Below are 14,220 nucleotides of genomic sequence, written 5' to 3' on the forward strand. Positions count from 1 at the left end.
TATTAATTTTCATATTAATTTATAATTTCAAGAAAGTAATTTGTGTATATATTTGTTAATTAAAAACTTACTAAAAATATAATTCAATATACTATGAAGATATTTTACTCTCTTTGTTTAATATTCTTTATTCTAATTAATTCTGAGGCACAAAATCATCCTGCAACAGCAAATTATGATTTAAAGAAGAAACGTTTGCTAATTCAAACTTGCTCCACTTATTTATTTAATTCCAATCAAGGATCAATTGATGCCGATAGTTCGGTGGTTTTAACATGTAAAGCTTATAAACTTCCCGTCTTATTAGCTTATGATGAAGGTTATAATGATGGAACTTATCTTATTGGAAATGATTTAATTGAAAAAGGAAATCTTGAAGCCGTAAAACAGCTTTTTTCTAAATCTAAAGGAGAAGACAAATTAAAACTAGCATTTCAATTAGGAAATTTTTATTTGTTTCAATCCTTTGCAAAACCTGACGATTTAAAAAATGCCAATTTCTATATTTCTGAAGCTATAAAAATAAGCAAGCAATTGAAAATCAAAAAGTGGCAAGACGAAAGTGCAATGCTTTTGGGTAAATTTTATTTCCAAATTAATAATTATCCAGAAAGTAAAAAATGCTTTCAACAGGTTGTCGCACAATGCAGAAAAGAAAAGAACAAAGCTGCTCTGGCTTATGCTTTGCTAAATCAAGCAAGTTATCAATATGATTTAGATCCAGAGAAAGAAAAAATCTTAAAAGAAGCTCAAATTTTATACGAAGAATTAGGCATTCCTGAAAAAGTAATTGAAGCAAAAATGAAGATTTGCACCATTTATTTCTGGCACGGAAAAATTAATGATGCAAAAAAAATACTGTATCAAAATATTGCTGCCATGAGAAAAATCGGTTTTAGACAACAGCAATTTGGAGAGACAACAATTTCATATATAGAAGGTGTTCAGTTTAATATAAAAAGTGCGTTTTATTATGCTTTAAAAAGTGTAGAAACTATGGAAAACACCAAAGACTACACCTTTGCCGATATTTTCTACATGAGATTAGGATTGATTTATTTAAATATGGGGCATTATGATGAAGCTTCTAAAATGGCTGAAAAAAGTATTCAATACGGACAAAACGTTTTTAACAGCGGTAGTTGGTACAAAAGTTTTGTAACGGCAGCAGCTTCTCTTTCTATGAAAGGAAAAAATAAAGAGGCAATTGAATACATGAATACGGTTACGAGTAAATTTTCGCCTCCGAATAACTTTGACAAAATGCTGGTTAATTTTGCCTACGCGAATTGTTATGCAAGAATTAAAAATTATGGCACAGCCGAAAAATATTTCGAAAAAACTGCTGCAGCTGCAGATGCTTTAGAGTCTCCGCAAACTCATAGAGATGTTTGTAACAGCTATTCTACTATCGCACTGTTTTACGCTAATCGCGCTGATTATAAGAACACTAAATATTATGTTGAAAAAATAGATCAATTATCAAAAAAGTATAATAAAAACTATGGTTCAGAAGCTCTCTATATGTCAATTTATAAATTGGATTCTGCAAATGGAGATTTTAAATCTGCACTAGTGAATCACAAAATCTACAAGAAATTTAGTGATTCGCTTATGGATTATGCAAAAAACAAACAAATTGAAGAACTTAAAATTCAATATGAAAGCGTAAATAAAGAACAAAAAATCAAGCTTTTAAGTCAAGAAACATCTCTTCAAGAAAATGCTCTCAAAAAATCAAAATTATTAAATACGCTTTCTATTTGGAGCTTGGTTTTATTACTGATTACGATTGCTTTATTGTATAACAGATATCGACTGAAACAAAAAAATAATGCCGAATTAGAACTTAAAGAAAAAGAAATCAATCAGAAAAACATCAATTTAAGGCATTTGCTTGATGAAAAAGAATGGCTTTTGAAAGAAATTCATCATCGTGTAAAAAACAATCTTCAAACCGTAATAAGCCTTTTAAATTCGCAATCGGCTTATTTAGAAAATGATATGGCACTTTCAGCCATTAAAAACAGCCAGCATCGTATACATTCTATGTCATTGATTCATCAGAAATTATACAATTCTGAAAATATTTCTACGATCAATATGCCAAATTACATCAAAGAATTGGTCGAATATTTACGTGAATCATTTTCGCTTGGTCAACGAATTCGTTTCGAAATAAAAATAGATCCTTTAGAATTGGATGTTGCTCAGGCAGTTCCACTTGGACTTATTTTAAATGAATCTATCACAAATTCAATAAAATATGCTTTTCCAGAAAATCGCATAGGATTGATTTATGTAACCTTAGAGGCGACTTCAGAAAATAAATATCTTTTAACCATTGCTGATAATGGAGTTGGTTTTGATACTGATATCAATTCTAAAAAAATCAATTCTTTCGGATTAAGTTTAATTAAGGGTTTGAGCGACGATTTGGAAGCGCATTTTTCTATGGAAAATAAAAACGGAACAATTCTTAAAATTGAGTTTTCTAAAGAATTTCCAATCATCGAAAAAAGAAAATAAGTAGCTAATGATTTCGCTTTTCTTTTATAGCGAAATCTCACTAATCTAAATCCGTTTAGCGAAATATAGCGCATTTATTCTTCTGAAAAAGCGCTAAATAGCTATTAATAGGCATTTTATTGACATGGCATATAAATTGGTTTCTTGAGCAAATTAACACTCAAAACCATTTATTATGAAAAAATCAATATTGCTATTAATCATTCTATTTGTTAATTATGGCACTGCAAAAGCTTGTGATAAATGCAGTACTTATAACAATGAAGATTTTAAAATTAAATCGGCCACAATTACCCACAAAGCAGATTTAGGTCTTACCGTTTGGGATATTAAAGTAGAAGGAACTGCAGGAAAAACAATGCCTAAACCTGTCGGACAACTAAACGGTGCGCCGGTTTTGGCTTATGTCTTTCCGACTACTTTAAAATCCTCTGATATTGGTTTCGGTCAAGCCGAAGGGATTGTGGCGCTTGCTCTTACGTCTCATCCTGATTTTGAAGATACACCGCTTTGGGATGAAAATCTAGACGGAAATTATCTTAATGACGGACTAATCTGGCATGCGCATTGGGTTTTACTTGTTGAAGACAAACGCGTTGCCGGCGGGCTTTCGGTAAAAGAATTTACAAAAGGTGATCCAAATGTAGTTTTACCGCCAACAAATCCTGGAATGGCAATGTATATGGACAGTCCGGGTTTTCATATTGTGGCAAAAGGAAATTCGATAAAAGTTATTGTACCAGATTTTAGAATCAACAACAAAACCAATTTCAAATTCGATGCTGTAAGCTGTTACATGGAAGTTAGCACGGGCGCTGGCGGTTCTCACGATTCTGAGGGTTCTAAACCAATGCTTGGCGTTTACAAAGTATATACCGTTGCCAGCGGTAATCTTTCATTGCCTTATGCTGTAAAATAAAAAATTAATCTAAGTTTTAAACATCATGAAAATATCAAGCTTTTTAAAAATGATCGTAATTCCATATATAATTTTAACCAATATGACTATGAAAAGTTATGCCCAAACAGATTATGCTTCAGATCCGCATTTAACGCCAGCCGTAAAAGCCTTTTTAAAACCTTTAAATGCTGGTGGCGCACCGTTAGAATCTCTTCCAGTTCCAGATGCGCGTAATGTTTTGGTTGGTGCGCAAAATGCTTTTAAAGTAGATTTATCTGGAATTGAAGAATCGGAAAAAGAAATTACATCAGACGGTTACAAAATCAAACTTAATATAGTTCGTCCTGCGGGTGCAAAAGGTAAACTTCCTGTTTTTATGTTCATTCACGGCGGCGGCTGGGTTTTAGGCGATTATCCGACACATAAAAGAATGGTTCGCGATTTGACTGTTCTTACTGGCTATGTTGGCGTTTTTGTCAATTATTCTTTAGCGCCAGAAACAAAATATCCGCAGCCTGTAAATGAAGTGTACGCAGCAGCAAAATGGATTGCAGCGCACGGAAGCGAAATTAATGTTGATGGAAGTAAATTAGGAATTGTTGGAAATAGTGCTGGCGGAAACCTTGCTACAGCAAGCGCTCTGATGGCGAAAGAAAAAGGAACTCCTTTATACAAAGTTCAAATTCTTTTCTGGCCAGTAACCGATGCCAATTTTGAAACAGAATCGTATAAACAATATGGCAAACAACGCTTTTTAACCGATACTTTAATGCAATGGATGTGGAATCAATATGTTGATCCTTCAAAAAGAAAAGAAATCTATGCTTCGCCATTGCAAGCCAGTTTAGCACAACTAAAAGGTTTGCCACCAACTTTAATTCAAGTCGCTGAAAATGACATTTTAAGAGATGAAGGAGAAGCTTACGGACGTAAATTAAGCGATGCAGGAGTTGTTGTTACAACGGTCCGTTACAATGACGTAATTCACGATTTTGGTTTGTTAAATGGTCTGGCAGAAATTCCGCAAACGAAAGCTTTATTTCTTCAAGCTGCCGCAGAACTTAAAAAATATTTGAAGTAAATCATTGTGCAAAAAAAATCATAACAAACTAAAAATAAACACTTTACAAAATAAATCCGTAAATTTAATTTCAAATAATTGAAGTTATGCTAAAGCAAGAAAACACCGGATTAATTTTAATTGACGTTCAAGGAAAACTGGCTCAAATTGTAAACGAAAGCGAAAAATTAGCCTTAAATCTAGAAAAATTAATTCGTGGTTGTCAAATACTTTCAATTCCGATAATTTGGGCAGAGCAAAATCCGAAAGGACTTGGAGCAACGATTCCGCAATTAGATAGATTATTAGCTCATCAAAAACCAATTGAAAAATATAGTTTTAATGCATTTGCTAATGAAACTTTTCAGAAAGCGATTATTGATTCTGGTAAAACACAGTGGCTAATATGTGGCATAGAAGCACATATTTGTGTGTATCAAACTGCTATGGGATTTTTAGAACATAATTTTGAAGTAGAAATTGTGGCAGATTGCATTTCTTCAAGAACAAAAGAAAGTATTGATATTGCCGTGCAAAAACTTCAACATAAAGGAATAGGAATAACAACTCTTGAAATGTGTCTTTATGAACTTGTTAGAGACTCCAGACGAGAAATTTTTAAAGAAATTCTAACTTTAATCAAATAAAAAATCATGTCAAAATCAAAAAATATTGTGCTTATTCATGGAAACTTCGTCAACGACAATACGTGGGCAGAATGGAAACAGCATTATGAAAATAAGGGTTATACTGTTTACACGCCTGCAAACCCCGGACACGAAGGAAATCCTGCTGAATTGAGAACAAAAGTTCATCCAGATTTGACTAAAACCGGTTTTATAGATGTGGTAAATAATATTAGCAGATTAATAGATTCATTACCAGAAAAACCTTTAGTTATTGGTCATTCTATGGCTGGAATGGCTGCCTTAAAGTTAGTCGAATTAGGAAAAGCTGCCGCAGGAGTTAGTATTGATGGTGCACCTCCTAAAAACGTCTTTCCGCCATTTCAAACGTTAAAAACGGTATTGCCTGCTTTTGGTTTCTTCTCTTCCAAAAAATATTTTATGGGAAGTCGCGATTGGTATGATTATGCTTTTTTTAATACGATTCCAGAAACGCAGAGAAAAATTGCTTTTGAAAAGTATGCAGTCCCAGAAAGTTATAAAGTCAGTAGAGAATTGGTTTTAAATTCTTTTTCAAATATCAATTTCAAAAAGCCACATCAGCCCATTCTTTTTATCGGCGGCGGTAACGATCATATCTTTCCTCCCAACCTAACTCAAACAATTGCTAAAAAATATAGAGACAATGCTGGACGTGTAGATCTAAAAATATTTGACGGCAAAAGTCATTTTATTTGTGGAGAACCTGGATGGGAAAGTGTTGCGGACTATATTTTAAGTTGGTACGAAGCCTTATAAATTAAAAAAAATAATCCCGATAGTGCTAATCTAAATAGGTTAGCATTTTTTTTGAGCATATTCAACTGAAATTGATAAATTTGAACAAAGAAATACCTATATAAGGTTAAAATATTGTTGACTTTTAAATTAAAAAATAAAGAATGCTCGAAAACTTTCCTTTCTATTTAGCTATTATTTTAGTCATTTTATTGCTAATTATGTTAGCTGATAAAATAAAAGTAGCTTATCCTGTATTATTGGTTTTAGCTGGATTAGCGATTAGTTTTATTCCGAAAGTTCCCGTGATACAAATCGAGCCCGATCTTATCTTTTTTATATTTCTGCCTCCCTTATTATACGAAGCTGCGTGGGCAGTTTCTTGGAAAGAATTATGGCGCTGGAGACGCATTATTACCAGTTTTGCTTTTATAGTTGTTTTTCTTTCGGCACTTTCTGTTGCTTTAGTAGCCAATTATTTTATTCCAGGATTTTCTCTTGCTTTGGGCTTTTTATTGGGCGGAATTGTCTCTCCTCCAGATGCTGTAAGTGCTGGCGCGATTTTAAAATTTGTTAAAGTTCCAAAAACTATGTCGTCTATTTTAGAGGGAGAAAGTTTACTGAATGATGCTTCTTCTTTAATCATTTTCAGATTTGCTATGATTGCTGTAGCGACCGAGCAATTTATTTTTTACAAAGCGGCAATTAGTTTCAGCTGGATGATATTTGGCGGAGTCGGAATTGGTTTATTAATCGGCTGGATTTTCATGAAAGCGCATAAATATCTGCCAACAAATGCCAATGTCGATATCGTGTTAACGCTTCTTGCTCCTTATATAATGTATCTTATAGCTGAAGAAGTTCACAGTTCTGGCGTTTTAGCGGTGGTGAGCGGCGGACTGCTTTTATCTAATAACAGACATCGATTTCTGAGCAGTAAATCGAGAATACAAGGCGTAAATGTGTGGGAAAGCCTATCTTTTATCTTAAACGGCTTGGTTTTTATGCTAATTGGTTTAGATCTTCCTCAAATTACTTCTGGACTTGAAGGGGTTAGTCTTTCTACCGCAATCGGATATGGCGTTTTAATTACATTTGTTTTAATAGTTAGCAGAATATTATCGGCTTATGGCGCTGTAATTGTAACGCTAATTGCCCGTAATTTTATTACCGTTGCCGACCGAAGACATCCTGGGTACAAAACTCCTTTCATTTTAGGCTGGACAGGAATGCGAGGCGTTGTTTCGTTAGCTGCGGCACTATCAATTCCTGTTTATTTGGATAATGGAAACGGTTTTCCTCAGCGAAACCTTATTTTATTCATCACCTTTATTGTGATTCTTTTGACTTTACTGATTCAAGGTTTAACGCTTCCGTATTTCATTAAAAAAATAAAATTAGATAATATTTACGATCCCGTTTCTCCAGAAGAAGCTGCTGTCATTTTAAAAAGAGATTTGGCAGCGCACGCTTTACATTATTTAAAAACTACTTACAATGATCAGTTAGAAAGTAACGCTTCTCTACAGCAACTAATTCTAAAATGGGAACAGCATAGCAAAGGAATTGAGGACGAGTCAATTGGAAATGAACTAAAAGCAATTTATCTCGATTTGCTAAATCAGCAAAGGCAATGGCTGATTAACCGAAATAAAGAAGATCAAAATATAGACGAATCTGTTATTAGAAAACAAATGTATTATCTGGATCTTGAAGAAGAAAAACTGATTCATTTTTAAAACATTCATCTAAAATTCATTTAAAAAGAAATATCTTTATACGTACGAAAACGGAAAATGAAAAAGGATAAAATTGTATCGAATTTATAGTTGAGAACTAACTTAATTTTCTCTTTATGAAGAATTTATTTTCTAAAAAAATAGCAGCAATTTTACTTGTAGCTGTTATTGCATTAGTTGTGGTTTTTAAGATGTACTCTGAAGAAAAAACTCCTTTAAAACCAGTAAAAAAATCTTATCCACCAGGAGTTGTTTTTACTTTTGACGACGATTATATTGACGATTGGTACAACGCTGAAAAACTATTACATCCGCTAGGTTGGAAAGCAACCTTTTTTGTTTGCTGGTACGGAAGTTTGACCAGAGATCAAAAAGACAAATTACATTATTTGCAAGATATGGGACATGATATTGCAGGTCATGGTTATAATCATTTGAATGCATTGAAATATTCAAAAGAATTTGGAATACAGAAATATATAGAAGATGATATAATTCCTTTGAAAGCTGAAATGAAAAAAGACGGTTTCAACATTCATTCTTTTGCGTATCCTGATGGCGCACGCGATGCCGAATTAGACAAAGAATTATTGAAACATTTTGATATTATTCGAGGCACAACTTATGATGAAATTCCTGCTCCACAACAATATTGTTATTACGAAGGAAATCGCTTAGTTTATGGATTAGGAATTGATGACGATTACAAACAATTTAATATTCCGTATTATAAAACTTTATTGGATTATGCCAAAGCGCATGATAAAATCGTGATTTTTTACGGTCATAAAACGGTTGAAAATGCAGACGAAAAAATCGAAACGCCTCTTTATGCTTTAGAAGAACTTTGCAAATATACCAAAGAAAAAGGGTTGAAATTTTATACCATTGACGATCTTTCTAAATTGTAATTTCCTTTTATTTCAAAAAATGACAAAAAAGTATTCTGATTTGAATTTAGAGAATTACTTTTAGTCCATCTATTTGCAATTACTGCTATGAATAAAGTATTATTAGTTGAAGACGATCCGAGAGTAGCTTCTTTTATTATTAGAGGACTTGAAGAACAACTTTATCAGGTTAAAAATATCAATAAAGGTTTTGACGCCATTAATGAAGTAATGGAAAATCAGTATGATATTATTATACTCGATATTATGCTTCCTGATTTAACTGGTTTTGAAGTCTGCGAAATCTTAAGAGGCAGAAAAATAATTGTACCTATACTTATTCTTAGCGCTTTAGACACACCTCACGAAAAAGTAAAAGGACTTCAGGCTGGAGCCGACGATTATTTGGCAAAACCTTTCATGTTTGAAGAACTTTTGGCTCGAATAAACGCGCAGCTTCGTCGTTCTGAATTTAGCAGCGGAATTTTAGATTTTCAATCGTATGCTGGAATTGAAATTAATATGAAAGAACAAAGCGCCACGAGAGACGGAAAAGAACTTAATCTTTCTTCTAGAGAATTAAAATTGCTGATTTTTTTCATGAAAAACCGTGAAAAAGCACTTTCTAGAATTGCAATTGCGGAAGCCGTTTGGAATCTGGATCTTGATATGAATACCAATACCGTTGATGTTTACATTAATTATCTACGAAATAAAATAGACAAGAACTTCCCTACTCCGCTTATTCATACTATAAAAGGAACTGGATATATGCTCAAAAACAAGATCAATGAATCTTAAAACCAAATTATCCGTCAATTCGACATTGCTTTTTGCTTTTATAGTTGGACTTGTGCTGGCTGGTTCTTTTTTGCTTTTTAAAAAACATAGACAGGAACTTTATTATGAAAGACTCGAAGACAGTGCTTTAATAACGGCTTTTTTTTATTTTGAAAAAGATGAAATCACTAAAAATGACAGTTCGCGTTACCAAACTATAGAAATTGAATATAAGAAAATCACCAACCAATCTATCAGAATTTACAATGCTAAAACAAAAGAACTTTATCTGCATGATGGACTTGATATTCAACTAAATGATCTAGAATTAAAAGCCATTTCTAAAAACAGAATTTTACATTTTACAAAAGAAGAGAGACAATTTACAGGTTTATTTTATAAAGATAATCAGGGCGATTTTATTATTGTCGTTTCTGGAATTGATACCGTTGGCGACCAACAATTAGATGTTCTTGGTTTAATTTTTATTCTTTCGTATTTATTTGTAATTCCGCTTAATTTCTTTATTGGAAGATATTTAGCAAAACAAACTTTTAGGCCTTTTGAAGATGTTATTGCAAAAGTAAACACGATTACGACAGAAAATCTGCATTCTAGACTCGAAATGCCAACAAGCGGAAAAGATGAAGTTCGAGAACTTATTACGACTTTTAATTATCTTTTAGAAAGACTGGAAAGCGGTATTACGATTCAGAATAATTTCCTGAAAAATGCCTCACACGAACTAAAAACGCCGCTTACTATTATTATTGGAGATATTGATGTTTCGTTGCAACAACCCAGAACTAACGAGCAATATGAAGAAGTTTTAAAATCGCTTCGAAAAGATACTTTCCATTTAAAATCTATTTTAGACGGACTTTTAGTTTTATCTGGATTGCAAGTTGGCGAACCTGACCAAATGGAAAACATAAGAATTGATGAAATTTTATGGAATGTTCTTGAAAAAAAGGCAATTGAATATCCCGAATCTAAAGTATCTCTTAATTTGGAAGCCATTCAAAATGAAGAATTACTTTCTGTTCAAGCCAATAAACATATGCTTTTTACGGCGCTATATAATATTGTAGATAATGCTATAAAGTTTTCTTTTCCTGCGCCTGTAAGTATTTTTGCTTTAGAAAAAGATAAAAAACTTTTAATAAAAATTATCGATCAAGGTTCTGGAATTGCAGAAAAAGACAAAGAATCTATTTTTGATCTCTTTTTTAGAAGTGATCGTACGCGTCATATAAAAGGTCAAGGTTTAGGACTTTTTATAACTATGGAAATTTTAAAACGCCATCATATTACTTTAACGGTCGATTCTGAGCTAGAAAAAGGAACTAGTTTTTCACTTTTATTTCCTTAGAAAAAGTAGAATAAAATAGCGTTAATTTAAATTTCAAAAATGACGATTTCTCTAGTTGGTAACATTCTCGTAACACTCTAATCTATCTCTAATCTGGTTTAAATCTACCTCTAATCCCTTTATTTCTGGGATTTTCAGCAAAGTCTTGATTTTAAAGACTTACAGACTTATTTATAAAATAACCTATCCATTATCATAAATTAACATTGTCATTTTTTTTGATTTTTCGTTAACAAAAGCCTTAAATCGAAAACAAGTAAAGAGAGTTTCTTTGTCGAAAATAATAACTAAAATAACATGACAAAACTAAAACTCTTATTCACGGCTTTAATGCTTCTTACTGCAGGAAGTATTTTTGCTCAGATTACTACTTCTTCTTTGTCTGCTAAAGTCAACGATGGAACAACTGCAGTTATCGATGCCGAAGTTACTCTAACTCATTTACCTACAAATGCTGTTTACAGAGCAACTACAGACAAACAAGGTCGATTCAGTTTCGAAAATTTAAATGCCGGCGGTCCTTACGAATTAGAAATTAAAAGTAAAGACACCAAAGATTATTCAAATGCTCAAATTCATTTAGCGCTTGGCGACAATGATTTGCCAACAATTGTAGTTGGAAAAGCAGATAATAATGTTTTGGAAGAAGTTGTAATTACAAGTTCTAAACCTTCTTCTAAAAATAATGGTACAAACATCAACGAAAAACAAGTAAACGGACTTCCATTAATAAACCGCGGAATTCAAGATGTTACTAAATTGGTTCCGCAGAGTTCGAACAACTCTTTTGCTGGAACAAACTTTAGATACAACAACGTCACTATTGACGGTTCTATTAATAACGATGCGATTGGTTTTAGTCCGTCTTTAGGAGGTCAATCGGGAACTTCTGGAATGCCAGGAAGCAGTACGCGTTCTAACTCAATCAGTTTAGATGCCATTCAAGATATTCAGGTTTACATTGCTCCTTACGATATTAAATTAGGAAACTTTTTGGGAGGAAGCGTGAATGCCGTAACAAGAAGCGGAACAAATACTGTAAGCGGATCTATTTATTCTTACGGTAGAAGTGCCACACTTACAGGTCCGAACAATGCTGGTGACGGTTCTAAAATGCCTAAAGCGTTTGGAGATTACCAAATCGGATTTAGATTAGGTTTGCCAATTGTAAAAGATAAATTATTCTTTTTTACGAATATGGAATATGCTGAAAGAACAGATCCAATTTTCTACAATGCTGGACAAACAGATGCCAACGGAAAATTGACTTCTTTGGTTGATAATGCAACTGCTGAACAAATTTCGAACTTCGTAAAAACAAACTACGGATTTGATCCAGGAACTTATGGTTCTTATAACAACTTCGCAAAAAGCCAGAAATTCTTCAATAAATTAGATTGGAAAATTAACGATAAACATTCGATCTCTTTACGAAACAATACGGTAGTTTCTCAAGCAACAAACTTAGAGCGAGATGCCGCAAACTTCCGTTTCTCAGGAATGGATTTTACACAAAAAAACCAATCTATTAGTACGGTTTTAGAGCTTAAAAGTCATTTTAACAGTCAATGGTCGAACTCTTTTATTGCTAGTTATTCTGCTATTAAAGATTATCGTGATCCTAAATCGAACAATATTATGTTCCCTCAAACAGAAATTGGATACAATGGAGGAACAATTTTCTTAGGAAATGATCGTGAAGCGACTGTTTTCAACATGAAACAAAATACAGCCGAACTTACAGATAACCTTACTTACAAAACAGGAAATCATACTTTATTATTTGGTACGCACAACGAATTTTACGACATTAATTACGGATTTGTAAATGCTTTAAACGGAAGAGTTTCCTACAAGTCTCTTGCAGATTTCTACAATAAACTTCCTACTCGTGTTCGTGGAACTTATCCGTTTGACGGTTCTACAAGAGATGAAATCTTTGATAATCCTTATGCAAAATTCAAAGTAAATCTTTACAGTGTTTATGCTCAAGACGAAATTAGAGTTGGAAGCAGATTAAAAGTAACGCCTGGTGTTCGTGTAGATTATACAGACATTCCAAACAAACCGAAATTAAGTCCGCAAGTTCAAAATTCTCCAGCTGATCCAAACTACGGAACAACTTATACATACACGCCTTTAAGCCAAATTAAAAATAATTTCTTCAGTACGGCTTTAGTTTCTCCAAGAATTGGTTTTACTTATAATGTTGATGAAGATAAAACATTTGTAATTCGCGGAGGTTCTGGAGTATTTACAGGAAGAATTCCGTTTGCTTGGTTAGGCTATGCCTATTATAATGATGGTGTTGGTTACGGAAGTTACGATAAAAACAACCTTACAGCTGCTCAAGTTGCGGCTGCGGGAGATCCTTTGGCAACAGGCGGACTTAACGGATATCATGATGCAACTCCAAAAGTACAAGCCGATTTAGTAGACAATAAATTTAAAATGCCAGCTGTTTTAAGAAATTCATTGGCTTTTGATAAAACTATTGATGGTTATAAATTTACTGTTGAAGGTATTTACACAAAAGTAATTCGCGATTTAGAATTTCAACAAGTAAATAAAACGGATAATCCAACTTATTTTTCTTATGATACTAAACATGAAATGCCAATTTATGCAGCAAACATAAATTCTGCTTTCTCAAATGCATATTTGTTATCAAACACTGATAAAGGTTACCGTTACAGCATAACAGAAATGATTTCTAAAACTTACGATTTCGGTTTTAACTTTATGGTGGCATATACTTATGGTAATTCTCGCGATATTACAAACGGAATTCGTAATTCTATGGAAAGTAACTTCCAAATGAATCAATCGTTGACACCAAATAATCCGCAATTGGCAACTTCTAACTTTAACATTAAACACAGAATTGTTTCTAATGTTGGATATGGAGTAAAATTAGCATCAAACAATACATTATCAGCTAATGTTTATTTTAATGCACAATCAGGAAATCCATTTTCTTGGGGATTTGTAAATTCAACAATTGCAGGAACTGGACAAGCAGCAGGATTGGCTTACATCTTTAAAGATGCTGCAGAAGCTGCAAAATATATCGGAGTAAATTCAGCAGGAGTTCCATCTGCAACGGCTGCACAGCAAGTAGCAGATTACGAAGCTTTTATTAATGGAAATGATTATTTAAAAAGTAGAAGAGGAACTTTCACGCAAAGAAATGGCGATACAACACCTTGGAACATTCAAGCTGATTTGAAATTGATGGATGAAATTCAGGTTACTAAAGTCGGAACTTTCCAAATTTCATTTAGCGTGGCAAACGTTGGAAACTTAATCAACAAAGATTGGGGAAGAAGTTATTTCGTTCCAAACACGTACAATTCAACAGCAAATATTGGTTTAACAAAATCAGGAAACCTTGGCGGAGTTGCTACAGGAGATCCAACTTATACGTTCCAAAAACCTACTTCAACACCTTATACTGTAGATCAGTTAGCGTCTAGATTTCAAGGACAATTTGGAGTTAGATATTCATTCTAAAAAAGTTTGTGTTTATTTTTTTTCACTATCTCC

Annotated in this window: 10 protein-coding genes; all 10 read left to right on the top strand. The window is 33.1% G+C overall.

Going from position 1 to position 14,220, the window contains the following annotated elements; all coding sequences use genetic code 11:
* Window positions 1-93 precede the first annotated feature (93 nt).
* The 10 genes from P0R33_RS01615 (at window position 94) to P0R33_RS01660 (ending at window position 14,187) form a co-directional block, all read left to right on the top strand.
* Complete coding sequence (locus P0R33_RS01615; protein WP_276173846.1) at window positions 94-2,529, top strand: histidine kinase dimerization/phosphoacceptor domain -containing protein; 2,436 nt, start codon at window positions 94-96, stop codon at window positions 2,527-2,529.
* 175 nt (window positions 2,530-2,704) lie between these two features.
* On the top strand, window positions 2,705-3,448 hold the full coding sequence (locus tag P0R33_RS01620; RefSeq protein WP_276173848.1) for a hypothetical protein: 744 nt from the start codon (window positions 2,705-2,707) through the stop codon (window positions 3,446-3,448).
* A 25-nt stretch (window positions 3,449-3,473) separates the two neighbouring features.
* A complete protein-coding gene (locus P0R33_RS01625; protein ID WP_276173850.1) occupies window positions 3,474-4,511 on the top strand; it encodes an alpha/beta hydrolase in 1,038 nt (345 codons plus the stop codon).
* A gap of 86 nt (window positions 4,512-4,597) precedes the next feature.
* Window positions 4,598-5,137 carry a hydrolase gene (locus P0R33_RS01630; protein ID WP_276173852.1) on the top strand — a complete coding sequence of 180 codons (540 nt, stop codon included), beginning with the start codon at window positions 4,598-4,600 and terminating at the stop codon, window positions 5,135-5,137.
* Between the two features lie 6 nt (window positions 5,138-5,143).
* The gene (locus P0R33_RS01635) at window positions 5,144-5,914 is read left to right on the top strand and encodes an alpha/beta hydrolase (protein WP_276173854.1); all 771 of its coding nucleotides are present in this window, start codon (window positions 5,144-5,146) and stop codon (window positions 5,912-5,914) included.
* A gap of 143 nt (window positions 5,915-6,057) precedes the next feature.
* Entirely contained in the window at window positions 6,058-7,632 is a 1,575-nt protein-coding gene (locus tag P0R33_RS01640) for a Na+/H+ antiporter (RefSeq protein WP_276173855.1), read from the top strand.
* A 116-nt stretch (window positions 7,633-7,748) separates the two neighbouring features.
* Entirely contained in the window at window positions 7,749-8,543 is a 795-nt protein-coding gene (locus P0R33_RS01645) for a polysaccharide deacetylase family protein (RefSeq protein WP_276173857.1), read from the top strand.
* 87 nt (window positions 8,544-8,630) lie between these two features.
* Entirely contained in the window at window positions 8,631-9,323 is a 693-nt protein-coding gene (locus tag P0R33_RS01650; RefSeq protein WP_276173858.1) for a response regulator transcription factor, read from the top strand.
* Window positions 9,313-10,674 carry a HAMP domain-containing sensor histidine kinase gene (locus tag P0R33_RS01655; protein WP_276173859.1) on the top strand — a complete coding sequence of 454 codons (1,362 nt, stop codon included), beginning with the start codon at window positions 9,313-9,315 and terminating at the stop codon, window positions 10,672-10,674. The genes P0R33_RS01650 and P0R33_RS01655 overlap by 11 nt, the downstream gene beginning before the upstream one ends.
* A gap of 297 nt (window positions 10,675-10,971) precedes the next feature.
* Window positions 10,972-14,187: a TonB-dependent receptor gene (locus P0R33_RS01660; RefSeq protein WP_276173861.1), complete on the top strand. Its 3,216-nt coding sequence runs from the start codon at window positions 10,972-10,974 to the stop codon at window positions 14,185-14,187.
* Window positions 14,188-14,220 lie beyond the last annotated feature (33 nt).

This window comes from Flavobacterium sp. YJ01 (genome assembly GCF_029320955.1).
Taxonomy (GTDB): Bacteria; Bacteroidota; Bacteroidia; order Flavobacteriales; family Flavobacteriaceae; genus Flavobacterium.

Coding starts and splice junctions, on each gene's coding strand:
- P0R33_RS01625 (WP_276173850.1), top strand. CDS start 3,474: ATGAAAATATCAAGCTTTTTAAAAATGATCGTAATTCCATATATAATT.
- P0R33_RS01640 (WP_276173855.1), top strand. CDS start 6,058: ATGCTCGAAAACTTTCCTTTCTATTTAGCTATTATTTTAGTCATTTTA.
- P0R33_RS01630 (WP_276173852.1), top strand. CDS start 4,598: ATGCTAAAGCAAGAAAACACCGGATTAATTTTAATTGACGTTCAAGGA.
- P0R33_RS01655 (WP_276173859.1), top strand. CDS start 9,313: ATGAATCTTAAAACCAAATTATCCGTCAATTCGACATTGCTTTTTGCT.
- P0R33_RS01650 (WP_276173858.1), top strand. CDS start 8,631: ATGAATAAAGTATTATTAGTTGAAGACGATCCGAGAGTAGCTTCTTTT.
- P0R33_RS01635 (WP_276173854.1), top strand. CDS start 5,144: ATGTCAAAATCAAAAAATATTGTGCTTATTCATGGAAACTTCGTCAAC.
- P0R33_RS01660 (WP_276173861.1), top strand. CDS start 10,972: ATGACAAAACTAAAACTCTTATTCACGGCTTTAATGCTTCTTACTGCA.
- P0R33_RS01620 (WP_276173848.1), top strand. CDS start 2,705: ATGAAAAAATCAATATTGCTATTAATCATTCTATTTGTTAATTATGGC.
- P0R33_RS01615 (WP_276173846.1), top strand. CDS start 94: ATGAAGATATTTTACTCTCTTTGTTTAATATTCTTTATTCTAATTAAT.
- P0R33_RS01645 (WP_276173857.1), top strand. CDS start 7,749: ATGAAGAATTTATTTTCTAAAAAAATAGCAGCAATTTTACTTGTAGCT.